This is a genomic window from Marivirga salinae, assembly GCF_030503855.1.
Lineage (GTDB): Bacteria > Bacteroidota > Bacteroidia > Cytophagales > Cyclobacteriaceae > Marivirga > Marivirga salinarum.
The window spans coordinates 3,651,882-3,678,259 of the sequence record NZ_CP129971.1 but is presented as its reverse complement, the minus strand read 5'-3'; the positions used below and the strand labels follow the sequence as shown (position 1 = coordinate 3,678,259).

Below are 26,378 nucleotides of genomic sequence, written 5' to 3'. Positions count from 1 at the left end.
TAAAAAGATAAATATTTTATATCACATCTGTTACTTGAAAGCTTTGTAGCTGCTTATTTTATACTAATCTTTGTCCTTTGTAATCAGATTAAAACGTTCAATGAAGTATTTCATATTAGCCATTTTTATATGTTTTTCACATTTTGGTTTTTCACAAATTCTAAATCTCCAAAATTCTAAAATCGAAAAGGATAGTAGTTTGATCAAAGGGAATGTGACGGCTAGTTTATCAATGTACAATAGAAGTGCAGCTGCAAATGAACCTGTAGAATTTTTTGGATATAATTTAAAATCAAGCATTGCTTTATTCCTTAAAAATTCACGACTCGCTTTTATAAATGATTTTTCTTACTTAAAGATTAATGAAGATCCATTTTTAAATACTGGCTTTCAGCATTTACGATATAGTATGTTTGAAGATAAGAGAGTACACCCAGAAGCTTTTGTTCAATTTCAATATGACAATTTTAGAGGCTTATTTCCACGTTGGATTGCAGGTGTAGGCCTAAGACATGATTTAGTGAAAACTGAGGATTTTAGTTTCTTTTTTAGCCCGGGAATTATGTGGGAATATGAAGCATGGATGATCCCAAATACTGAGGACGAGGTGAAAGTTAGCTTTTTGAAATCCACTAATTACATTGGTTTCCGATGGGACGTAAATGAATTTCTGGATATAAATACCATTAATTACTATCAAACTACTTATGACAGTGATGCTGAGCTCTGGAGAAATCGTTATAGCATTGAGCTCAATATCAATTCAAAAATTACAGAGCGATTAGGAATCAACAATAGTTTTACCTTGTCTTATGAAGATGAGCCTATAGTACCCATAACGCAAACAATTTATAACTTTACCGCTGGGATTAATTATAAGTTTTAGTGTAAGGTTATTTTTTTAGTTAGCAAGAGAAAATAGCCGATCTACTCAATCCATTAAAGAAGATGATATTCAATAAATCAAATTCCTTTTCCAAAAAAGGAGGGTCAGGGCCTACAATCATCTTTTATTTCGTACTCTTATTTTTAAGTGTTTATCTTAATACAGCAATTGCTCAAGAGCACTACAGTGAGGGTAAAAGTTTACAATACTACCTCCGTGGTGGGTTAAGTTTGCAATTTGGCTCTCATCAAAATAGAGTAGGTATAAATCTTAGTACTTCTTTAGGACAATCCTATGCTAATATAAGTTTTCGATATGATTTGCTTTATACTTTTAAAGATTTGGGATATTATGAGAAGTCATTTCAGCATATAGTAGGATTAAAATTTGCCACAGCATTTGAAGAAAAGCTTATTAATTTTCGACCTATTATAAATTCTCCATTCAGCAGTCAAGCTTTCTATGAATTCCATTATCAGTACCGATACTATTTTAATAAGTGGAATACTAACCAACCCACAGGTGAAATAGGATTAAATTTTGGCCATTTTTTTCTGCATCACGAGAATGATCTATTGGCAGCGAAATCAGTCGATAAATTTAGAACAGCTGCTATGCGAATTGGATATCAAGACTCAATTCATAGTATTGCTACTTCATTCATTTTCTGGACAGGCAATAAGGATCATCCAAATACCAAAAGAATTAATTCATCTAAATTTTCACGATACGGCTATTTCGATTTAAGCGATACGCCTTTCGGGAAATACTCTCATGGAATTCTCGATATTGATTTCTCCAGACAATTACCTTTTGCAAATCAGATAAGATTTTCAGTTGGATATGATCATGAAAAAATCAGGAATTCAATACAAAATAAATTTATGCATGACTTACCCATTTGGCCCAGAAAATGGAATACAGCAAAAAGCCGTCATGTTCCTATGGTAGATCAGGATGGAAATTCATTTCTTTATAAAGAGAATCAAGAGCTAAGAGAAGGGCAGTTTTATTGGGGTATTTTTCTAAATAGTCCTAATTTTTATTAATTAACATGCGAATTTACCAATCCTGTAAAATTGAAATAGTCCTAATAGAAAGGTCTATAAATTAGCTATATTGAAAGCTGATTTTATTAAACACCGAAATATTATAATAATGAAAAAATTATACTACTTATTGATATTGGGGCTTTGGGCATGTGAAAATAAGCCGGATACAAAGATTGATACATGGATCCCATATGATGAAACTGCTATAATATCAAAAAATGCTGAGCACGAATCAGAATACATGCGCTATAAATTGATTCAGTCAAAAGTGAGTGATAGAAACGATTTATGGAAGCAAATTGAGCCTCAGATCAGTGATTTTACAGCCGAAGATTATGAGCGTTTGAAGCCATTAGTACTTGAGCAAGATATGATGAGCATGCAAAACGCTATATCTGAAGGAAAACTAAGCTATAAAGAATTAACCCAATGGTATTTGTATAGAATTGTTCTTTTTGAAAATGATAGTTTAAGTACTTTAAATAATATAATATCGATTAATCCGGATGCTGTTCAAGAAGCAATTGCTAGAGACGAGCAGATATCCGAAGATATTCATCCGATTTATGGAATGCCGATTTTATTAAAAGACAATATCAATTTCGAAGGGATTCCTACCACAGCTGGAGCAGTGGCACTTCAATATAATATGACGGATGATGCACATATCGTAAAGCGATTGGAAAACAGTGGCGCTATTATTTTAGGGAAATCCAGCTTAAGTGAATGGGCTAATTTCCTTTGTGATGGTTGTCCGAATGGATATAATGCTATCGGTGGACAAACTTTAAATCCATATGGAAGAGGAGAGTTCGATACTGGTGGTTCTAGTTCAGGAAGTGGTTCGGCAGTTGCTGCAAATTTTTCAGCTGGAGCAATTGGAACAGAAACTTCAGGCTCTATTTTATCGCCATCGAGTTCTAATTCAATTGTAGGATTAAAACCAACAGTTGGTTTATTAAGCAGGGGAGGGATAGTACCGATTTCAAGCACTTTAGACACACCTGGCCCTATGACCAGAAATGTAATGGATAATGCCATCATGCTATCAGCTTTAACTGGTGAGGATGCTAAAGATAAGGTAACTATGGGGAAATCTCCTGATATAGAATACTGGAAGTCATTAACAGAAAGCAATTTGGAAGGTATGCGATTGGGCGTGATGAAAGGTTTTATGGAAGATTCTTTATACAAAGCCAATATTATACAACTTGAAAAGCTAGGTGCAGAGTTAGTTGAGGTTGAAGCTCCAGAAGTGGATTTATCTGGTTTCCTTACTTTGCTAAATTTAGATATGAAAGCTGATCTGCCTCATTATTTTGAAAACTACGCTGGTCCAAGTGTGGAATTTGAATCCATTCAGGATATTATTGATTTTAATTTGGCAGATTCAGCTACGCGAATCCCTTATGGCCACGCCAGATTCCTAGGGATCGTAAATGATAGTACTTCAGCGGAGGCTTTTGACAGCTTGAAATCTCGCTTAATGAGTGAAGGAAGAAGGTATTTTGAAATCATGATGAATGAAAATAATTTGGATGCTGTATTATCCATTAATAACTGGAGCGCTGGATATGCAGCTGTAGCTCATCATCCGGCTTTAACGGTTCCTATGGGTTATGAGAAAAATGGTCAGCCAAAAGGCATAACCTTTATTGCGGAGCCTTTTTCAGAGGAGAAGTTATTGAAAATTGCTTATGCTTTTGAAAAAGCGACTAAGGCTAGAAAGATTCCTGCTGATTATAGGTAATGTTAGATAAGATCGTCATTCCTGCGAAGGCAGGAATGACGGTAGGAGCTTGGATTGAAGTTAAATTGATATTGTATTTTCATTATACCACTTATCCAGACAAAAAAAAGGTTGCTGGAATAATCCAACAACCTTTTTTTAAATTTCAATTCTTTATTCTAGAACCTAGGTTCTAGAATTATTCTTAACAATACTCTTCAAAAACCTGCACCAAATGATTTCCAATCATCTCAGCAGTTCTTCCTTCTATGTGGTGTCTTTCTACAAAGTGAACCAATTCACCGTCTTTAAATAAAGCGATAGAAGGTGACGATGGCGGATAAGGAGCTGTTAACTCTCTTGCTTTTGCAACTGCTTCTTGGTCAACCCCAGCAAAAACAGTAGTCAAATTATCAGGCTTCTTCGGGCTTTGTTGTACTGCCCATTTAACGCCTGGTCTAGCTGCACCTGCAGCACAACCACATACTGAATTGATAACCATTAAAGAAGTCCCTTTATGGTCTTTTAGGTGCTCAGCCACCTGATCAGCTGTTTTGAATTCTTCAAAACCAACTTCTGTTAAATCTGCACGCATTGGTGCCACTAATTCTTCAGGATACATATTTTATCAATTTAAGATTTTAGATGATGAGACTTTAGACTAAATATCTATTTTTCACCATTTCTATTTATTATTTGTACAATTATTTTCTTCTAACTTCCAACTTCACGCTTCCAACTTCTTTTCGCTATTTATTTCAATTTAAAGCTACTTCTGGTCTGACCTTCGGTACCGACCTAATGATCCAACATCCCTCATCCTACACCCAACTTCCTACTTCCAACTCCAAACTTTTAACTTTCTACTACATAAAGCCCAATTCCAGCTTCGCTGCCTCGCTCATCATTTCCTGAGAGTAAGGTGGATCAAATGTCAATTCAACCTTTACATCGCTTACTCCTTCAATAGATTTCACTTTCATTTCTACCTCACTTGGAATTTCTTCCGCAGCAGGGCAGGAGGGAGAAGTTAAAGTCATCAGGATATATACATTATTCACTGGGTATACATTTACTTCATATATCAAGCCCAATTCGTAAATATCAACTGGAATTTCCGGGTCATAAACTGACTTGATGGCTTCCAGCACTTTATCTCTTAAATTGGGTACTTCTGTTTTCTTTTCAAATTTTGTTTCTTCTGACATAATGCATCAATTTAAGCTTCGTTTTCTAATTTTGTTTTATACGCTAACGCATACATTTTGATTTGTTTAATCATGGATAAAAATCCATTTGATCTTTGCGTCCCGATAAAACGATTCATCCCTATTTTATGGACAAAATATAAATCTGCATTTAAGACATCATCTATTTTTCCATTGTTCAAAATAGAAACTAATAAGCTTACCAATCCTTTTGTAATGGCGGTATTGCTATCTGCTTGAAAATGAAGTTTCCCCTCATTTTCTTCTGCAGTTAACCATACCTTCGATTGGCAACCTTTTACTATATTATCTTCAGTTTTTAATGATTCGGGCATTTCAGGAAGCTTTTCACCAAGTTCCATCAAATAACCTATCATCATTTCCATGTCACCATCCAACATGGAAAACTGTTCAATTATTTCGTCTTGTTTTGTGTTGATTGTATTATCAGCCATTGACTAATTTTTAGCTAAATTTTGCTACTATATCTTTTAATGAATCTGCAAAAAAATCAATTTCTTCTATTGTATTGTAAACAGAGAAGGAAGCCCTAATCGTTCCTTCAATTCCGAAATGATCCATTAAAGGTTGTGTACAATGATGTCCAGTTCTCACTGCAATTCCTTTTGCATCCAGCATCATTCCAGCATCATATGGATGCACGTTATTGATTGTGAAAGAAACTACACTTACCTTATCTGCTGCGGTACCATAAAAATTAATACCTGGAACTTCTGATAATCTATCATGAGCATGTTGGGTCAAGGCTTGTTCATGAGCCATAATATTATCTTTTCCAAGAGCATCAATGTATTCAGCAGCATGTTTCAATGCTACTACATCAGCTATGTTAGGTGTGCCAGCTTCAAATTTGTAAGGAATGTCATTGTAAGTGGTTTTCTCGAAACTCACATTTTGAATCATTTCCCCACCGCCTTGATAGGGCGTCATTTCTTCTAAAATGGCTCTTTTACCGTAAAGAATTCCACAACCTGTGGGGCCGTACATTTTATGACCAGAGGTTGCATAAAAATCACAATCCAAATCTTGTACATCCACTTTGCAATGAGAGGAAGCTTGCGCTCCATCGACTACCATTACAGCATTTTTAGAATGCGCCAGTTTTGCAATTTCTTTAACAGGATTAACAGTCCCTAATGAATTAGAAGCATACACTACCGATACAATCTTAGTTTTATCAGTTATCAGTTGATCCACATCCTCAAGTGAAATTTCACCTTTGGCATTCACAGGAACAACTTTCAAAATAGCACCTTTTTCTTCGGCTATCATTTGCCAAGGCACTATATTAGAATGATGCTCCATGGCTGTGATTAAAATTTCATCACCTTTTTGAAGGAATTTTCTTCCGTAAGCATTGGCGATCAGATTGATTCCATCCGTAGTACCTTTGGTGAAAATAACTTCTTCTACTTCTGCAGCATTGATGAACTTTTGAAAAACCGTTCTACTTTCTTCAAAGGCTGTAGTTGCTTTTTCGGCTAATGAATGTAAGCCTCTGTGAATATTGGCATTGTAACCTTCATAATATTCAGAGATAGCCTCAATAACCTGCTTTGGCTTTTGAGTAGTAGCAGCATTGTCAAAATAGATCAAAGGCTTACCATTCACCTTTTGCTCAAGGATGGGAAAGTCTTTTCTGGTTTTTTGAATATCTAATTTTGGTGCTACTGCTGTGCTCATATTAAGCTGAATTTAATTCTATGATCTATATATTTTAACCTCTAGCTTTGAAACCTCATCTTTTAATAAAATACAAAAATAACCAAGGTTATTTTCTATTGTGTTCTCTTGTTTCTTTTCCCGATAAATACGGGACAAGTTGTGGTTGGAATATGCTTTCGATAGTATTTACTTACAAACTTTGCTTTTTAACCACAAAAGAGACAAAAGAAAACAAAGGGTTTTTCGCTATAGCGAAAAATTTGTTAAAGGAATTCTCTTAACTAAATAGTATTGTAATCCACTCTATTAAAACACCCCTATAATCCCCTCAAGGGGATATGGTAGGTGTGTTCCGTTTATAGAATGTTTATAATCTCTCGTTAATCTTGCCTTCAATTAAAGTTCTGAAAGCTTCTATTTTAATGTTGCTTAAAACATCTGAAGCAAAAGCATTCAATAACATTGATTTTGCTGTTTGCTTGTCAATTCCTCTGGCTCTTAAGTAAAATAATTGGTCTAAATCCAATTGCCCTACTGTGGCACCATGAGAACATTGAACATCATCTGCCCAAATCTCTAATTGTGGTTTAGTATCCACTTCAGCATCATCAGAAAGCACAACATTTCTATTTGATTGAAATGCGTTTGTTTTCTGAGCGTCTTGCCTTACAAATATTTTACCATTGAAAACACCTCTTGATTGACCATCCAAAATACCCTTGTACATCTCATTACTTTCGCAATTCGGTACTTTATGATCCACTACCGTATGATTGTCAACATGAGTTTTTCCGTCCAATAGATACAATCCGTACATATTGGTTTCTGAATGCTCCTTATGTATGGCAATGTTTAAGTTGTTTCGAAGCATGGCTCCATTTAAACTTAAAGTAACGCCATTAAAAACAGACTTTCCTAGTTGATGCACCATAGTGGCACCCACTTGAATAGCCTGATCAGATTCATTTTGGTATTTATAGTAATTGAAAACACAATCGTCTTCCACCACAATCTCAGTTACAGCATTGGTAAAACTTGTATTTTCACCTAAAGTAACATAAGACTCAATCAATGAAGCTTGGCTGTTCTTCTCAGCAATTACCAAATTTCTCGGCTGACTGATAACATCTGCATTTTTCGCATCATTAAAATAGTAGCAAGCTATTGGTGTTTCAACCACAGCATTGGCTTCTATCTTAACGAAAACCCCACCATTGGTGAAAGCCGTATTCAATTCAGAAAAATTATCAGCGCCTTCGATTTCATGTGTGTTGAAATGCTTCTCAAAATCTTCAGCATAATCATCTGCTGCAGTTTTGATCGCTTGGATATACACTCCTTTTGGGAGTGTCTCCATATCTGATAATTTATTATCCAATACTCCATTTACGAACACCAAACGAATGGCATCCAACTCAGGAATAAAATATCTGGAAGCTTCATCTAAGCTTAGTGAAAAACTATCATCAGACAGATTTTCAACATTGAAAAGCTTTCCAAAAATCTTAGCTATATTACTGTATTTATATTCTTCATGCTTTGCGTGAGGAAAACCAAGTGCTTTGAAATTATCAATGGCTTGTTTCCTTTTGGCATGCAATGGCTTTTTACTTTCTCCGTTCAAAGAGTTTTCAAAAGCATCAAATTGCCCGATGAAAAATTTATCTATATCTTCTTTAATCAATTTACTCATATGTATTGCTGATTAAAATTATGCAACGCCTGCTTCTTCCTTAATCCAATCGTAACCTTTTTCTTCCAGCTTATGCGCTAGTTCTTTTCCGCCAGTTTTAACGATTTTACCGTCAAATAAAACATGAACGAAATCAGGAACGATATAATCCAATAACCTCTGATAATGTGTTACTACGACTGTTGCATTATCCTCATTCTTTAATTTATTAACTCCATTTGCAACTATGCGCAAAGCATCAATATCCAATCCTGAATCAGTTTCATCGAGGATAGAAAGGGTAGGCTCTAACATGGCCATTTGGAAGATTTCATTTCTTTTCTTTTCACCACCAGAGAAACCTTCATTTAAAGAACGGCTCAATAAAGCTTGGTCAATTTCTACCAATTTCATTTTCTCTTTCATCATTTTCAAGAAAGAAACAGCGTCTAATGGCTCCAATCCTTTATGCTCACGAATTTTGTTCAAAGCCGTTTTCATAAAGTTGGTTGTTGTAACACCTGGGATTTCAATTGGATATTGAAATGCTAAGAAAACACCTTCTTTAGCTCTTTCGTCTGCCTCTAATTCCAATAAATCGTTTCCTTTGAAGGTGATTTCACCTGAATCCACTGTATAATCTTCTCTACCTGCTAAAACAGAAGCTAAAGTACTTTTTCCAGAACCATTTGGTCCCATGATAGCATGAACTTCACCTGGCTTCACTTCCAAGTTGATGCCTTTTAATATTTCTTTGCCTTCAATTGAGGCATGTAAATTTTTAATTGATAACATTATGATATATGCTTATTTCAAAAAATTATTCTTCTATTTCCTTGTATTGTTTACCCAACAGAACCTTCCAAAGTTAAGGCTAATAATTTCTGTGCCTCAACTGCGAACTCCATTGGTAGATTATTCAATACTTCTTTACAGTAACCATTCACAATCAATGCAACAGCACTTTCCTCATCAATTCCTCTTTGCTGACAGTAGAAAATCTGGTCTTCACCAATTTTTGAGGTGGTTGCCTCATGTTCTACTTGCGCAGATTTGTTTTTGATTTCTATATATGGGAATGTATGCGCTCCACATTTGTCACCCATTAATAAAGAGTCACATTGAGAGAAGTTTCTTGAATTCTCAGCTCTTTTATGAATTTCAACCAATCCTCTGTATGAGTTTTGGCTTTTACCTCCAGAAACCCCTTTGGAAACGATTCTACTTTTGGTATTTTTCCCGATATGAATCATTTTAGTTCCTGTATCGGCTTGTTGCATGTTGTTAGTAACTGCAACAGAGTAAAATTCACCTTGAGAATAATCTCCTTTTAAGATACAGCTAGGATATTTCCATGTAACGGCAGAACCAGTCTCAACTTGAGTCCATGCAATTTTCGCGTAATCACCAGCGCAAATTCCTCTTTTGGTTACGAAGTTATAAATACCACCTTTACCATTTTTGTCACCAGGATACCAGTTCTGTACAGTAGAATATTTTACCTCAGCATTTTTAGCTGCGTAAATCTCCACTACTGCCGCATGTAATTGATTTTCATCACGCATAGGGGCTGTACAACCTTCTAGGTAACTCACATAAGAATCATCCTCTGCCACGATCAAAGTTCTCTCGAACTGACCTGTATTGGCAGCATTAATTCTAAAATAAGTTGAAAGCTCAACTGGACATCTCACTCCTTTTGGAATATAACAAAATGAACCATCTGAGAATACAGCTGAGTTTAAAGCTGCGTAAAAGTTGTCATTAGAAGGAACAACCGAACCAATGTATTTTTTTACCAATTCAGGATGCTCTTTTACTGCCTCACTGAATGAACAAAATATGATTCCTAATTCTCCTAATTGCTTTTTGAATGTAGTTCCAACAGAAACTGAATCCATTACGGCATCTACCGCAACACCAGTTAATCTTTTTTGCTCCGTTAGAGAAATCCCCAATCTTTCGAAGGTTTTTCTCATTTCAGGATCTACTTCATCTAAGCTTTTAGGTTTATCCTTTGCTTTAGGTGCAGAGTAGTATATTATATTTTCGAAATCGGGTTTTGGGTAATGAACATTAGCCCATTTAGGCTCTGCCATTTTTCTCCAATTTCTATATGCTTTCAATCTCCACTCTAGAAGCCATTCTGGCTCTTCTTTTTTTGCAGAAATAAAACGTACTATATCTTCGTTTAGGCCCGGAGGCGCTGAGTCTGCTTCAAAATCTACTGTCCAACCATGCTCATATTCCTTAGAGGCGAATTCTTCCAGTATTTGATCGTCTTTACTCATATATGAATTATTTAGACTAATTTCAATTAAGGTACAAAGCTAACATAATTTGTGTGCTTATGTTACCAAAATCCTATATTTTTTAGTGATAGAAGTATAGATGTTTGCTATTGAAAGTATGTACGTTTTGAGGTGGGGGAGTGTTGAGGTGGAAAGTTGGAAGTAGGAAGCTCGAAGTAGGAAGATTGTCCTTTCCTAAATAGCATCGCCATTTTTCAGTTAATAACTGGAGAATTTGCTTTAGTTCCAGAGGAATGACCTTATTTCAGGCTGATTGGCAATATTAAATTTAAACTTTAGGAAAATTTGAATCAACTATTAAATAAAAATAAACTCTTTTTAAGTCTTGTTCTTACAACTTTTTGTAAAAGTTCAAGAGGAACAAGTAATTACCATTCGCGAGACACAAGCGGCAGATATTCATATTTTAGTGTGCATTGTTCTCAAATCGCTGAAATACTTAATATCTAAAACTTACTACTTAAAACTTATACAGTATAAGCCTCTGATATACAGATAATTTCGCTAAATTAATCACAAGTGTATGAATGTTGTTTGAAATAGCTCTATGGAAGAATAATATTTTTTAGTAATTTCCGACCCGAAACGATTTAATTGAAACAAAATATACGACTATGAGCGATTTTCCGTGGTACAATCATTATCCGAAAGGAGTGCCGAGAGAGATAAACCCTGACCAATATAAAAACCTCCCAGAATTATTTGAAGAAATCTTCCAAAAGCATGGGAGCAGCGAGGCCTATGAAAATATGGGTAAGGTATTGACTTATGCTGAGGTAGATGAATTATCAAATAATTTCGCTGCCTATTTGCAGAATGAGGCTGGTTTGAAAAAGGGTGATAGAATGGCCATTCAAATGCCAAACTGTTTACAATATCCTATTGCTATGATAGGTGCATTGAAAGCTGGTGTAATTGTAGTGGGAACCAATCCACTTTATACCGCACGTGAAATGGCGCATCAGTTTAAAGATTCTGGAGCTAAAGCTATCGTGATTGTAGCTAATTTTGCAAGCAATCTTGAGAAGGTTTTGGACGAGACAGAAATTAAAACTGTGATTGTCACCCAGCTAGGAGATATGTTAGGCGGATTAAAAGGGGGAATTGTCAATTTTGTTGTGAAAAACATCAAAAAGATGGTGCCAAGTTACAATTTGCCTACCGCTATTAAATGGAAAGAAGTTTTAAAGAAAGGCAAGAATCATGCTTTCAAAAAACCTGAAATTGAACCTTCTGACCTAGCGTTTTTGCAATATACTGGAGGAACAACAGGTGTAAGTAAAGGAGCGCAATTATCTCACCGAAACTTAGTGGCCCACACCATGCAAACTAAAGAATGGTTTAAGCCATTGTTTACGGATGGGCTTCAAGAGCAAATGATTACCGCTCTTCCACTCTATCATATTTTTGCCCTTGCGGTAAATGGAATCTTAATGTTTAGCATTGGTGCTAAAAGTATTTTGATTACCAATCCGAGAGATATGCCTGCATTTATAAAAGAGTTGAAAAAGCATCCATTTACTTTGATGACAGGTGTGAATACCTTATTTAATGGACTATTAAATCAACCTAATATTAAAGAGGTAGATTTTTCGCATTTGAAAGGTTCAATTGGTGGTGGAATGGCAGTGCAAAGATCTGTAGCTGAGAAATGGAAAAAATTAACTGGAGGTCCTTTGGTAGAAGGTTATGGATTAAGCGAAACTTCCCCAGTATTAAGCGTAAATCCTTTGGATGGAACCGAAAGAATTGGCACTATAGGAATGCCTACTCCAAGTACTGATATGAAGATCATGGATGAAGAAGGAAAAGAGGTGCCATTAGGAGAGCCGGGTGAAATCTGTGGTAAAGGCCCTCAAGTGATGTCAGGATATTGGAATAAACCAGAACTAAACGAAACTACTTTCTTTAATAAGGAGTGGTTCCGTACAGGAGATGTTGGAGTACAAGATGCAGACGGTTTCTTTAAAATAGTAGATAGGATAAAAGATATGATCAACGTGTCTGGCTTTAATGTTTATCCTAATGAGATTGAAGATGTGATTGCTGGAATGGAAAAAGTGCTAGAAGTAGCCGTTATTGGTGTTCCAGACGAAAAATCCACTGAGGTAGTGAAAGCTTTTGTGGTGAAGAAAGATGAAAGCTTGACTGAAGAGGAAGTGATAGAATTCTGTAAGGAAAATTTAACGGCTTATAAATGCCCTAAATCAGTTTCTTTTGAGAAAGAATTACCTAAATCGAATGTTGGGAAGATTATTAGGAGACATCTACGTGAAAAGAATTAGTAATTAGTAATTGAGTAATTAATAATTGAAAGAGCTTCTCAGAGATGGGGAGCTTTTTCATTTTGTAGGGTATAGGGTGTCGGGTGTTACTGCAATTAGCTATTTTTGTATCCTAGGATAGAGATTTCCAGTTTATCGAAAGAAGAAGTAAGGTTGAAATAAAGAGAAATATAAGTTGTAATGCCATTAGAGTTTAATTCATGAACTTTCCAACATGTAAACTTGATAACATCTAAACTTAAAAACCTAATAACTTAATCACTTAAAAACATCCTCACTTCAACACGTGAACCAATCCAACCCTTTTCCTGTTTCGTATGTCTTTTAAATGATAAACAACAGTGAAATACTTAATTTTAAGTATTTTTCGATTAAATGTAAGTTTTTGTAGTCGGTTGCTTACCTTTTATGTAAATATGTTTGTAATTTTGAAAACTGAAATGTCAGATACTGAGGGTGAGTAACTTAGCTACCTAAGTATTTAAATGTTAATGTATATGAAAAGATTTTTACTTTCGATATTGTTTTTTGTTGGGGTTGTTAATTTTACATCAGGTCAATCTGAAGGTGATTTTAGAAGTAGAGCAGATGGGAACTGGAATGTTGGTAGTACTTGGGAGGAGTTCGTTAGCGGTACGTGGGTCAACAATGCTAATTTTCCTGATGGTACTGAAAATTTGATAGAGCTTCAAAGCGGTTTCTCCGTTACAATAGCAGCAGGAAATACAATTAATATTTCCTCATCAACTACCTTGATAAATAATGGTACGTTTATATTAGAAACAGATGGCAGAAGTACAGGGAAGTTAAATGTTTCAGGCATTTTTCAAGCAAATCAAGGTTCAATAATATCTGGCGCAACAACTAGTAAAATGACCTTTTTAGCAAATTCTGCTTATAATCATAATTTTACAACTACTGAAGGTGCAATTCCAATTGCAACTTGGAGCACTGATAGTAATGTTAATATAGTTGGATTTACTTCAAGTAATGGACCTCCAACTAATTTAACGCAACCATTTTTCAACTTCACATGGAACTGTCCTAATATGACCACTGCATTCTTAAATTTAGGTGGAAATTTAAATAATGTGGATGGAGATTTAAATATATCTTCTACAGGGACTGGTTCTTTGTCAATTTCTGATTTTGCATCCTCCACTATTAACATTGATGGAAATTTTCAAGTAGATGGGAACTCATTTGTATACTTTAATTTAGACCTTGCAGTTACCTACAATATCGGAAATGATTTTATTTTAAGTTCTTCAAGTAGTACTTATTTTGCAGAGGACGCTCCTATTGATTTCAATATAGTAAATAATTTTATTGTTAACGGGTCTGGAACATATGATTTTGGTGGTGAGCTTGGTGGGTCTGGGAATACTAATATATACGTAGGTGGGAATTTTAGTCAAAGTTCAGGTACGATTCAAAATTCAGGAACCGGAACAAAAACCCTGCATTTTCAATCTGGTGCAACGTCCATTTTTTCAAGAACGGGTGGGACTTTAAATGGAGTTTTAAATTACTCAATAACTGGTTCTACAGTTGTCGATGCAGGTAGTTCTGAATTTGTAGGAGATGGTGATTTTAATTTGGGTGCTGGCTCAAAATTGATTACCTCAAACGTAGCTGGTATTTCTTCTTCAGGAGTCATTCAGGTAGCAGGAACAAGAACATTCAATACAGGTTCTACCATAGAATACAATGGAACAGCAACACAATCCCTAGGTAATGGTTTTCCTCCTTCTGGTGTGAATTTAATCATTAATAATTCAGGGGGAGGGGTAGATATGAATTCTGATCTTACAATAAGTTCGGGTAGAACATTGACTTTTACAGCGGGTACACTTAATATAGGTTCAAGTACATTAACATTAAATGGTACAGTTTTAACTACCAGTGGAGGTCTATCTGTTACTTCCTTATCTAATTTAGCAATTGGCGGCACTGGTGCTTTTGGTACTTTAGGTTTTGTAGGCACGTCAGAGTTGCAAAATTTTACTCTTAATCGAACATCTACTGGTTCAGTTACATTAGATGGAAATTTAACCGTAAGTGGAGCTACACAAGCAACAGATGGCTTCACACAAACAGCAGGCGATTTATTACTCAATGGAAATACTTTAACGCTTAGCGGTAATATTGAACAAACAGGAGGTACTTTAGTTTCAAATGCTACTTCATCTTTAATCATTAATGGCGCAGGTGCTCTTCCAGCTGGGCTCTCTGTTTCAGGTGATATTAATACCATTACTATGGACAGAGCTTCAACTACTTTAAATACAGCATCATCCAACTTTACTGCAACTAACCTTAATTTGTTTTCTGGAACATTAGATGGTACAGCCATTAGTATTGCTGATGGAGGTACTGTAGAAAGAAGAACAAATGGTTCGCTTACAAATGCATTAACTCCTGTAGGTAGTTATAACTTGATTTATAATCACAGTTCAGCTATTAGCACTGGTGCTGAATTGCCTAATTCTGCAACTGCTATAAATAATATTGAAAAAAGAGGTACAGGTGTTTTAACAGTTCTAAATGATTTTACTGCTAATGGTAGTTTGACTTTTACAAATGGTGAATTCAATGCTGGAGCTAATACTATTTCTTTGAATGGTGATTTGATTGCTAATGCAGGATCAACTTTAGATAACTCTACTATTACTTTTGATGGCACTACTAATCTTACAGGGTCTAATAATCCTACTTTCGGAAGTATAACAGTTAATGGGACATTTAACCCCGCTTCTAGTTTAACTGTAAATGGTGATATCACAAATAATGGTGTATTAAACAGTTCAGCTGGAACTCTAACTATTAATGCCACTTCTCAACTTGGTGGGTCTAATCCAATTACAGTTAATGATTTTACCATAGGCACAAGTGGTGTTGTAACGGCTTCAGCTACTCAGGCTTTAGAGATAGATGGTAACTTAACCAATAATGGTTCATTTAATGCCAATAGTGGTACTGTTATTTTTGGTGGGAATACTACTATTTCCGGTACTGTTCCAACTTTTGCTAGCATACAGGTGGATGGCATTTTTAATGCCCCTTCTACGCTTAACTTATCTGGTGGTTTGACGGTAAATAGTGGCGGTACATTCAATAATAATTCAGGTATAGTCAATATGACAGGTACAGGGGACATAGCAGGTACCGGTGCTTTTGAATTATACACGCTTAATGTTAGCGGTGGAGTAGCAATTGCAAATGAAAACGCTGCAGGTGTAACGATAGCAGATGCATTGACCGTGGGAGCAGGTACAACTATAGATTTTGATGGTGCTGCTGGATCAGGGGAAATGACCTTAAAGTCAACACAAACAAAAGACGCTTATATTGCCGCAGTTCCTAGTGATGCAACCTTATCAGGTATTTTGAATGTTGAAAGAGCTGTATATAATGTAAGAAGTGGTGACGGAAAAGGTTTTCATATGATTGGTTTTCCTGTTACTGGAGCAACTGTGGGTGAAGTTCAAGCTTCAGGTTTTGCAGTTACAGGTGGTTTTACGGGGGCTTCTACCACAGGGGGAAAAGGGGATGGTAATGCATCGATTTTATCATATGATCAATCAGCAGCAGGTGACTTTTCAAATGGTTATACAGCTTTCCCTGGTTCTTCTGGCAGCAGTTCAAGTGAATTTGTGAATGGTACTGGATATTTTATGTTTACCTATGCAGGTGATGTCCCTGGTACTATTACCACTACTGGTACTGTTTTTACAGGTTCAGTAACAAAGCCATTACCTTATACAGCTAATGGCAATATCCCAGTCGAAGATGAAGGCTGGCATTTAATAGGTAACCCGTATCCTTCTGCCATTAATTGGGATTTGGTTTTTACTGACAATACGGAAATTGATGGTTGGCTTTGGAATCCTGGTGCCGGAGCTTGGGAAGCTTTGACTAGTGGATCAAATGCAACCATTCCTCAAGGACAGGCATTTTTTCTTCGTTCTTTACCAAATGGTGGAGCTGGTGGTTCCATAACTTTTGACGAGGAGGATAAGGTTTCTACTTTTAAAAGTTTTTACCGAACTACTGAGCCTGATCAAATTTTTAAGGTGGGCTTAGATAATGGTAGCTATGTAGATTATACTTATATAGGTTTAAAAGAAGGTGCAACTTTTGATTATAATGGCGTAGAGGATGCTAGTAGGTTATTTAATAATTACGAAACTATTTCTACTATGACTGCTGATGGGAAAGTAGTGAAAGTAAATAGAGTACCATTTGAAAATGTTGGTACCTGTGGAAACAGCATTTTCATTAATCTTGAACAGATGGTAAATTCTAAGCAATATACATTGAGGTTCGAAGGCGTGCAAAATTTAAGTTCTAAAAGCATTGAGTTGTATGATCATTATTTAGATCAAACCTTAGAATTGAGTTCTTCTAACTCTTTGCAATTTACTGTTAACTCGGATGCTGCTTCTAAGGGCTCTACCAGATTTGAAATAATAATCAACAGCAATGAAAGCCTAAGTCAAGTGGCTGTAGAATCAGAAGATATTTGTCCTTCAGAAAATGCAGTGATTAATTTACTTCAATCAGATGTCTTTGCTAATTACTTAGTTTATAGTGGGGAAGAAATAGTTGCTTCAGCAGAAGGAACAGGTACTGAATTAAGCATAGAAATTTTAAATGAATTTTTAGGTGAAGCTAATAATGATTTTGAGATTAAAGCTTTTGCTGCTGGATGTGATACAGTTAAAGTTGGAAATGCTTCTGTGCAAGTTTCTGAGTCTTTAACTTTAAATAATGCAGTAGAAGGTTCTACTATCTGTAAAGAAGCAAATCAAGCAAGCTTTAGTGTAGCTACTCAGGTTAATGCATCTTATGATGTATTAAATGATGCGGATACTATTCAATCATTTGTAGGAAATGGCAATATTTATCAAGGATTTATAAATTCTACTGAACTAGTAGAAGGTTTGAACCAATTCACAATTGCAGCGAGTAAAGATGGTTGTCAAAGTGGTACTTTAAATCAAAACTTGGAGATTGAAGTACAGGATCTTGTTATTGATGAAAGCATTACTTTTTCAGCAAATAACACTTGTTTGAAATCTTCTTCTGATTTAAGCTTTAGCAGCCAAGCAGGAGTAGAGTATCAAATATTTAAGGGTACTAAATTATTAAAAAGTATAAACGGAGATGGAAGTGAGCAGATTGTGACAATTCCTCCTTCTGATTTAAGTTTAGGAAATAATAAATTTACTGTAATTGCTCAATATGGAGAATGTGCAGAATTTGAATTTCCTCAAACAATTCAAATTGAAGTGGAGGAGAATATTAATACCAATCTTAACTTGATCACTGAAAATACCTGTGGAGATGCTAATACATCAGTAGTTATTGAGAATGCACAAGCAGGAAAAATTTATACCTTACAGTCAGCTGGTCAAAAGATAAGCAGTTTGACTGCTGAAACTAAAGGAGAATTAGTATTTAATCTTAATCCATCTCAATTAAGTGTTGGATTAAATGAATTGGATATTCAAATAGAGGGTGAAGCTTGTGGTGCTGTATTATCTGCAAATCAGGCAGTACTTACTATTTATGAACCTATTAATCCTGATTTAGAAATTCAATCTCCTAATGTTTGTACAGGTGATCAGGTAAATATAGAAATCACTAATCCGCAAGCTGGAAAAACTTACAGATTGATGGATGCTGGAACGATGATAGCAACTGAAAAAGCAACTAATGAAGATGTTTTAAGCTTTAATTTGCCATCTGATCTTTTTGGAATGGGGTATCATGCAATGACTATCAATATTCTTGATGATAAATGTGGAACGCTCACTGCTAATCAAATAGTTGAATTTGAATTGTTTGAAGCTGGTGTGATTTCGGAAGTTGAAAATCAAAATGTATGCAAGGACGAGAGTATTGTTATCGACTTATCAGCAAATGTAGCTATGAATAGTTATCAACTTTATGTAGGTGAGGATTTGATTACAGAATCATCCACTTCAACATTGAGCTTAACTCCTTCAGAAACCACAACTTATACCCTGACTGGAATTCCTGAAAATGGATGCGGTGTAAATACTATTAATTTCACAATTGAAGTAACTGATTTAGCAACTCCAGGAATTTTGGTTTCAAACAATGTACTAGAGAGTTCAGTTGAAGGAGACAGTTATCAATGGTATTTGAATGGAGAGATCTTAGAAGGTGAAAGAGGTAAAGTATTAGTAGCACAAGAGTCTGGTGAATATAGCGTTGAAGTTAGCAAAGCTAATTGTACTAAAATAAGTGATGCTTATACATTTAGTGAAGAGGTATTGAATGCTAATAAAGCTTTAGCAAATGCTGTTCATTTGTATCCTAATCCTGTTAAAGATGTATTAAAAATTGATATGGAAAATATTAAAGAAATAGAAGTTACTATTTTTACATTATCTGGAAAATTCATGGATAAAATGAATTTGAATTCCGAGAAAGAACAATCAATTGATATGTCTAAATTTTCCAAAGGAACATATTTATTGCAATTGAAATCAGGAAAAGGAACTATAACTAAAAGAATTATCAAGCAATAGTGTTAAATAACTAGCTGTTGCTTAAACGAATAGGGGTTACAAGATGAAACAAATTATAAAATCGACTTTAATATTAAGCTTTTTATTTATGGGGTATTTTTCTTTACGCGCTCAACCAGGCGGTGGGGGAGATGGAGGTACACCTACTGAACCAGACAACCCTGTGCCCATTACAGGTATTGAATACCTGATAGCGGCTGGCGCTGCATTTGGTGCAAAAAAGATATACGATAATAAGAAAAAGTGAACCGACCAGAGGTTTTTAATCTCTAGTAATTCTTAAATTATTTTGAAAGACCTTTTTTGGAGTTTAAAGCTTCGGGAAAGGTTTTTTAATGCCTTGTATTTTTACCATTCATATAGTATCGGCTTTAGATGTTGGAATCCTCTTATCACCAATCTCAAAGATGGAAACCATTTATCAGTCAGACGATTCCAGCAGTCAGACGAAAGTTTAATCCATATAGTACAAGATGAAATACACTAAGGCTGGTGCAATTCTTCAATAATTCCCCTGCGATTTAAAATCCATAATTAGAATATTCTCATATAAATATTAATATTTAAAAATATTGTAAAATGGTACACTTATAATTTAACAATTTAATATATGAAATAGGCTTTTTAATTCAATTAAGTCATTTTTATTCTCTTGGTATTTTAATATCGAACTATGTATTGATAGTTCCGTTGAACGATATAGCTTGTATTAGTATTATTTGTAAAGTCAAATGAATAATAATTTATTTTGATAATTTCGGTTGAAAAAAAGTAAAAAAATTACGTTTTAAATTAAGTGAAACTGATTTTTATCCATTTATTCTAGAATTTCTTAATACCGGTTGCAGCATACTTAAAACTACCCCTTGTCCTAAGGTAGATTAATTGGGATTTCCGATGAAGTAGAAGTTGTGATTTACACATTGTCTGGGAAATTCAATAATAAGGCAAATTGAATAGTGAACAATCCGTTTTTTTTAGAAGGGACTTATTGAATTCATTTGAGATCAGGAAGGTGAAGTATAGAATTTGAATTAATAAGCAGCAGTTTGAACCGCTGTTGCTTTCATCAATAAGAACTATAAGATGAAAAAAACTATCAAATCAACCTTAGTATTATGCCTATTATTTATAGGCTCATTTTCTGTAAGTGCTCAACCTGGAGATCCACCAAATCCAGATGGCGAAAGTAACCCAGTACCTATCTCAGGTATTGGGTATTTGGTAGCGGCTGGAGCTTTATTTGGAGTGAAGAAGATTTATGATAAGAAGAAGTAGACCAGATAATCACACACCACTTGCATAGTGTCTGACAGTTGGAACCGTCTGACGCTTAAATTTTACAACTGTTTGAAGTAAATAAAGAACCTTTACTGCGGATCCACATCAAAAACAACCCTTAATTTCCTGAATTGACTGTTTTCCTGCAATTTATTCACAGATGCTTTGATTTGGCTTTTGGTGCTTTCCAGTGGATAACCCTTTTCTAATTTTATCCAAATCTCCATATGATAGATGTTTCTGATTTTGGCAATCATAGGCTCATGCGGTGCTAATACTCTTTGACTGCTCAATTTACCAATTAGTGATTCATACAATAATCTCGCTCCATTTCGCACTGAATCAGCTTGAGCACCTTTTAAGACAATCTTGATTAATCTGCAAAATGGAGGATAGAAGAAAGAATGTCTTTCTTGAAGCTGCAGTTCATAAAATCCTTCATAATCATATTTCAAAAGATAGTTAAATAAGGGATGATTTTCTTGAAAACTCTGTATCCAAACTTTGCCTTTTTTATGGCTTCTACCGGCTCTTCCGCTAACCTGAAGCATCATCTGAAAAGCACGTTCATGTGCTCTAAAATCAGGGTAATACATCATTCTGTCTGCATCTACGATTCCTACTAGACTCACATTTTCAAAATCCAAACCTTTGGTGACCATTTGAGTACCGATTAGAATTTGAGTTTCCCCACTTTCAAAAGATTCTATTATCTGCTGATAGGAATATTTCTTCCTGGTTGTATCTCTATCCATTCTTTGGATTTTAACATCCGGGAAATGAAGTTTTAAATCATCCTCTATTTTCTCTGTTCCAAAGCCTTTCATAACCAAAGCAGTAGATTCACAACTTAAGCAGGCACTAGGACTTTTTTGACGATAGCCACAGTAATGGCATTTTAACTCATGCTGATGCATGTGATAAGTTAGGCTAACCGAGCAGTTCTCACATTCGGAAATCCATCCACAAGTCTCACATTGTAGATAAGGGGCATAACCTCTTCTGTTTTGAAAAATAATGGCTTGATTGCCTTTATTCATTTCTGATTCTAAAGCTGCTAGCAAGCTGTGACTATAATCATCTTTTACCAGCTTTTTAGCTTTTTGCCTGCGCATATCAATCACTTCAATTTCAGGCATAGTGCCTTCTCCATATCTTTCTGTTAAAACTGAAAGGCCATATTTACCAGTTTTGGCATTATAATAACTCTCATATGAAGGAGTGGCAGATCCCAAAATCAATTTAGCTTTATGGATATTAGCTAAAACAACTGCTGTATCTCTGGCATTGTAGCGCGGAGCAGGATCATATTGCTTATAACTGCTTTCATGTTCCTCATCCACAACAATAAGGGAAAGATTATTAAAAGGCAATAAAATGGAAGAGCGAACGCCTATCACAAAATTGATAGTACCTTCTGCAACACCTTGCCAAACTTCTACTCGTTCTGCATCAGAAAATTTGGAATGGTAAATGCCCACTTGATCACCAAATATTTTACGAACACGCTGAATCATTTGAGTGGTAATGGCAATTTCGGGAAGTAGAAACAATGCTTGCGATCCGCTTTCTATCACTTCTCGAATGAGGGAAAGGTAAATTTCTGTTTTACCACTTCCAGTGATTCCATGCAAAAGAGCTACATCTTTTTCTGCAAAAATAGTATTGATTTCATCTCTACAAGCTTCTTGAGCTGGACTTAAAGTTATTTCATGGTCAAGGTTTTCTTGTCTGTTGAGGTAGTCTAAGCGAGAAGTAATAACTTCATATTCCTCAAAAATCTTATTTTTAATTAGCGTATTAATTGAAGAGGTTGAAAATTGCTCTTCTTTAAAAATGCTTTTAGCAACACCTATTTCATTTTTGCTGCTATCATTAAATACGGGAACTACTTGTAAATATTTCAACAGCACATCCAACTGCTTGGGCTTTTTGTCAAGCTGCTGCATTAAATTGTTCAATTGAGCTTTATCAAGCCAATCTTTTTGTAATCTTAATCTTTTCTCTGTTTTAGGTTTATAGCGTTCTTGAACTTGCTCAATAAGCATTATCACTTGCTTCTTGAGTAAATCTTTTATTAAAACACTGGTCTGTTTTGTATTTGTAATTTCGGCAAATTGCTCATAGGAGAGGAGTCCTTCTTTTTTCAGTAGGTTTATAACCACTTCTTCAATTTGGCTAAAAATGTAAGGCGATTGCTCTAATTGAAAGGCAGGGTTTAACTGGATTTTTGATTCGCTACTTAATTTCAATCCCGAAGGAAGTCCAACATTTAGCACTTCCCCTTCAGTAGCCATATAATATTGCGACATCCACTCAAAAAGCTGAAATTGTTGTCTGCTGACGACTGGATATTCATCAAGCAATTCTAATAAATACTTGGCTTCATAATCATTTGGTGCATCTTGATGAATTGCACTAATGACACCAGTGATAATTTTCTTTTTACCAAAAGGAACAATGGCTCGAATACCCACTTGAATATGTTCCTCATATTTCTGTGGAACACGGTAGGTGAAAGTTTTTGGAATGGGAACAGGTAATAAAACCTGCACAAAAAAGGTTTTTCTCAAACTTTCTTCCTCAATTGTATTCAAGTTGAGTTGGCTCATTTTCTGATTTGATCTAAGGCATCCTCCACAGAATAAACAGGTTTTTGACAAGCATTATTCTCGCAAACATATATGGTAGTTTTGGTATTGATGATTTCCTTTCCTTTCCAAACCAATTGTTTGTCACTTTCTTCAGGTATAGCCATTACAAAAGTATTGGGCAAATAATGACTCCACAATTCCTTTTGAAGTTCTTTTGCTTTCTTTCCGACAATCACAATATCATAACTTCTGTAAGCTTTTAAAGCATAAGCTGAAGAATAATTTGCCATAAACTTAGGTTCTCTTGGCAATAAATGCTGAATTTGTTTCAACATCTGCTCTGATATTTCGGTATAACTAGAATTTCCTTTTAAGATTCCCAACCAATGCAGATTTTCAATCATCACAGAATTAGAAGAAGGAATTACATTATCAAAGATCTCTTTTTTCCTTGCAATTAGCTCCTCACTCAATCTATCTGTATAGAAAAACAGTTTTTCCTTTTCATCATAGAAGTTCTGGATAGTATAATTTGCTAAAGTTTCAGCAAAGTCTAAAGCCTTTGAATCAGCCGTAATCTCAAATAAAGCTAATGAAGCTTGGATTGTGAGTGCATAATCCTCTAAATAGGCTTTAATTTTTACCTGATCATTTTTAAAACTTCGGAATAAGTGATTTCCATCCCAAACAAAATCACTCAAGAAAACGAAATTGTCTTGGGCTATGGCTTTGTACTTTTCATCTTGATGTGCTTTATAGGCATCACATATTCCATGCATTTGTAAAGCATTCCATCCAGTGAGAATTTTATCATCCATAGCTGGTCTAATTCGTTCTTCTCTGGCATTCAGTATTTCATCTTTTGCAGACTGAAGTTGTTCTTCAAATTTCTCAGCATCTAGTTTCTCAGCCTTACAAAAATCTTCAATAGTGCTGTGGCGGAATAATATATTTCTTCCATTTTCCCAATTTCCAGTCTCACTAACATTGTAGAATTTTAATACTGATGTGGCATCATCTCCTAATATTTTGATTAGTTGATCATAAGTCCATGTATAGAATTTCCCTTCTTCACCTTCTGAATCAGCATCTAAAGCAGAATAGAATCTACAATATGAATCCATAATTTCCCTTACGCTAAATCTTATGCTATCCTCAAATATCTCTTTGAAATAAGGATTTTTCGTGAATCGAAAGGCATCTGCATAAAGGCTTATCAATTGTCCATTATCGTAAAGCATTTTTTCAAAGTGAGGGGCAAACCATTCCGCATCTACAGAATAACGAGCAAATCCTCCGCCAACTTGATCATAGATTCCACCATCAGCCATTGAAGTTAAGGTAAATTCTAATGCTTTTTTAGCTTCCGGATTTTGGCTGTGGAAGGCGTATTTCATGAGGAATTGCCAAATGACAGGCATAGGGAATTTAGGAGCTCCCAAAGTTCCGCCATTATCCCAATCGAAGAATGAACTCAGTTTTTGATAGGCTTCAGATAATATTCTGGGTTCAAATTTTTCTGCTTCCAGAGCACCTAAATTTAGTCTTTCTCCATCTGTTACGTTTAGTGCTTGAGCGAACTTGTCAGCTGATTCTTCTAGTTGGCTTCTGCTACTCTGAAAAGCCATTGCAACTTTGTCTAGAATTTCTAGCCATTTATTCTTTGGGAAATAAGTGCCACCATAAAATGGTTTCTGATTAGGCATCAAAAATATATTCAATGGCCAGCCTCCGTTTAAGCCCATATTTTGAATGGCATCCATATAAATTTGGTCGATATCAGGCCTTTCTTCACGATCTAATTTAATACAGACATAATTCTCATTCATCACATTGGCTACTTCCTCATCTTCAAAGCTCTCATGTTCCATCACATGACACCAATGGCAAGCTGCATAGCCAATGCTTAATAAAATAAGTTTGTCCTCTTTTTTGGCTTGATTTAATGCTTCCTCTCCCCAAGGCTGCCAATCAACTGGGTTGTTAGCATGTTGTAATAAATAAGGACTGCTTTCGTGAATGAGTTTATTGGCTTTTGGCATTTTCTAATTCTTTTTCAACATGTTTTATTTCCTCTTCTACATTGCCCATAACCGAAAATCGGTTTAACTTTTTCTGTAAGGCTTCTAAAAACTGGACATGTTCTTCCGAACCTGGATTCATAACCCTGTGATTTAAATCATTTTTAATAGATTGCCATTTATCGCAATAGGCAAAAAGCGGTTCTGAAAAGAAGGTTTCTCTAAAACGTTGCCAAATAAAATTTCTTGCCATATTATTCGGGTGAATCATATCTTCAGCATAGAAACGATAATCCCTTAAATCATCCATCATTAATTCGAATGCAGGGAAATAATAAGTTTTGTCGATGGCTTTCTTAATTTTATTAGTAGCTAATCGCAAAATAGCCTTACTTAAACTGTTTTCGGGTATCCCATCTTTAATATGACGAACTGGACTCACAGTCAATATTATTCTAAGTGCAGGATTTCTTTCTTTGAGGAATTTTAAAGTTGAAGTAACTTCATTCACTATGTCATCCAATTCAAGTAATTCCTTTTGGAAATTTTGAGAGGGCAGTTTGTGGCAGTTTGCTATGATTTGTTGAGTTTTTTCATAGCGATATACCCAAGCGGTGCCAAAAGTTAAAATCAGAACTTTAGAGCTTTCCAAATACTCTTTTAGCTTTGTAGAAGCTTCCCTAATTCCATCTTTAAGTTCAATCAGATTTTTCTTTCCAAAAATTGAATGTGCATCTAAATGGTTGTAAATATCCCGGTTTTCAATGATGTGTTCTTCATTGAGATCTTCTTCATTTAATGCAGCTTTAATCAATCGCATCTGAGAAATCGGGTTGTAAATAATCCCATAAGGATTACTTAATATATCCATTTTCATTTCTTCAAAGCGACTGCCAATGTGATCTGCAAAGCAACTCCCAATAGAAGTAATCCTATCGTGCGGATGGATTTTTTCTTCAGTTGGCTTTATTTCAAGTGTAGTTTTTAATTCCATTTTTCCCCCAGTTATATGGATTCTTAATTTTGGTTTCCTTTAAGCTTGTATGAGCGTTAAATAATTATAATAGTTTCTTGAATAGTCAATTCTAT

At 35.2% G+C, this 26,378-nt stretch carries 17 protein-coding genes; 7 read left to right on the top strand and 10 right to left on the bottom strand.

The genetic code is table 11. The annotated features are described in order from the left end of the window. Positions 1-100: 100 nt before the first annotated feature. The 3 genes from QYS49_RS15365 (at position 101) to QYS49_RS15355 (ending at position 3,688) form a co-directional block, all read left to right on the top strand. Positions 101-886 (top strand): DUF481 domain-containing protein, encoded by a 786-nt coding sequence (locus QYS49_RS15365; protein ID WP_308348538.1) that lies wholly within the window; start codon positions 101-103, stop codon positions 884-886. A 62-nt stretch (positions 887-948) separates the two neighbouring features. After that, a complete protein-coding gene (locus QYS49_RS15360; RefSeq protein ID WP_308348537.1) occupies positions 949-1,935 on the top strand; it encodes a polymorphic toxin type 23 domain-containing protein in 987 nt (328 codons plus the stop codon). Positions 1,936-2,044: 109 nt separating this feature from the next. Further along, positions 2,045-3,688, top strand: coding sequence for an amidase family protein (locus QYS49_RS15355; protein ID WP_308348536.1), 1,644 nt, complete (start codon positions 2,045-2,047; stop codon positions 3,686-3,688). Positions 3,689-3,872: 184 nt separating this feature from the next. Here QYS49_RS15355 and QYS49_RS15350 read toward each other — a convergent pair whose 3' ends face one another. From QYS49_RS15350 to sufB, 7 genes are all read right to left on the bottom strand, one after another. Then, positions 3,873-4,289 (bottom strand): BrxA/BrxB family bacilliredoxin, encoded by a 417-nt coding sequence (locus QYS49_RS15350; protein ID WP_013453066.1) that lies wholly within the window; start codon positions 4,287-4,289, stop codon positions 3,873-3,875. A gap of 244 nt (positions 4,290-4,533) precedes the next feature. Next, entirely contained in the window at positions 4,534-4,875 is a 342-nt protein-coding gene (locus tag QYS49_RS15345; protein ID WP_308348534.1) for an SUF system Fe-S cluster assembly protein, read from the bottom strand. A gap of 11 nt (positions 4,876-4,886) precedes the next feature. Then, complete coding sequence (locus tag QYS49_RS15340) at positions 4,887-5,330, bottom strand: SufE family protein (RefSeq protein WP_308348533.1); 444 nt, start codon at positions 5,328-5,330, stop codon at positions 4,887-4,889. 10 nt (positions 5,331-5,340) lie between these two features. Next, positions 5,341-6,579: an aminotransferase class V-fold PLP-dependent enzyme gene (locus QYS49_RS15335; protein WP_308348532.1), complete on the bottom strand. Its 1,239-nt coding sequence runs from the start codon at positions 6,577-6,579 to the stop codon at positions 5,341-5,343. Between the two features lie 349 nt (positions 6,580-6,928). Then, on the bottom strand, positions 6,929-8,254 hold the full coding sequence (gene sufD / locus QYS49_RS15330; RefSeq protein ID WP_308348530.1) for a Fe-S cluster assembly protein SufD: 1,326 nt from the start codon (positions 8,252-8,254) through the stop codon (positions 6,929-6,931). 18 nt (positions 8,255-8,272) lie between these two features. Continuing rightward, positions 8,273-9,028 (bottom strand): Fe-S cluster assembly ATPase SufC, encoded by a 756-nt coding sequence (gene sufC, locus QYS49_RS15325; protein ID WP_308348528.1) that lies wholly within the window; start codon positions 9,026-9,028, stop codon positions 8,273-8,275. 50 nt (positions 9,029-9,078) lie between these two features. Continuing rightward, a complete protein-coding gene (gene sufB / locus QYS49_RS15320) occupies positions 9,079-10,524 on the bottom strand; it encodes a Fe-S cluster assembly protein SufB (RefSeq protein WP_308348527.1) in 1,446 nt (481 codons plus the stop codon). A gap of 635 nt (positions 10,525-11,159) precedes the next feature. Between sufB and QYS49_RS15315 the strand changes: the two genes are divergently transcribed. From QYS49_RS15315 to QYS49_RS15300, 4 genes are all read left to right on the top strand, one after another. Then, on the top strand, positions 11,160-12,830 hold the full coding sequence (locus tag QYS49_RS15315) for an AMP-binding protein (RefSeq protein WP_308348525.1): 1,671 nt from the start codon (positions 11,160-11,162) through the stop codon (positions 12,828-12,830). Positions 12,831-13,327: 497 nt separating this feature from the next. Beyond that, complete coding sequence (locus QYS49_RS15310) at positions 13,328-19,393, top strand: T9SS type A sorting domain-containing protein (protein ID WP_308348523.1); 6,066 nt, start codon at positions 13,328-13,330, stop codon at positions 19,391-19,393. An 88-nt stretch (positions 19,394-19,481) separates the two neighbouring features. Further along, positions 19,482-19,640, top strand: a complete 159-nt coding sequence (locus QYS49_RS15305) for a hypothetical protein (RefSeq protein WP_308348521.1) — start codon at positions 19,482-19,484, stop codon at positions 19,638-19,640. Between the two features lie 839 nt (positions 19,641-20,479). Then, complete coding sequence (locus QYS49_RS15300; RefSeq protein ID WP_308348519.1) at positions 20,480-20,671, top strand: Fjoh_0651 family PID-CTERM protein; 192 nt, start codon at positions 20,480-20,482, stop codon at positions 20,669-20,671. 92 nt (positions 20,672-20,763) lie between these two features. Here the strand turns inward: QYS49_RS15300 and priA are convergent, their stop codons facing one another. The 3 genes from priA to QYS49_RS15285 are packed head-to-tail and all read right to left on the bottom strand — an operon-like array spanning position 20,764 to position 26,283. Further along, positions 20,764-23,286 carry a replication restart helicase PriA gene (gene priA, locus QYS49_RS15295; protein ID WP_308348518.1) on the bottom strand — a complete coding sequence of 841 codons (2,523 nt, stop codon included), beginning with the start codon at positions 23,284-23,286 and terminating at the stop codon, positions 20,764-20,766. Beyond that, on the bottom strand, positions 23,283-25,310 hold the full coding sequence (locus QYS49_RS15290; protein ID WP_308348517.1) for a thioredoxin domain-containing protein: 2,028 nt from the start codon (positions 25,308-25,310) through the stop codon (positions 23,283-23,285). The genes priA and QYS49_RS15290 overlap by 4 nt, the downstream gene beginning before the upstream one ends. Then, positions 25,294-26,283 (bottom strand): GSCFA domain-containing protein, encoded by a 990-nt coding sequence (locus tag QYS49_RS15285; RefSeq protein WP_308348515.1) that lies wholly within the window; start codon positions 26,281-26,283, stop codon positions 25,294-25,296. The genes QYS49_RS15290 and QYS49_RS15285 overlap by 17 nt, the downstream gene beginning before the upstream one ends. Between the last annotated feature and the right edge of the window lie 95 nt (positions 26,284-26,378).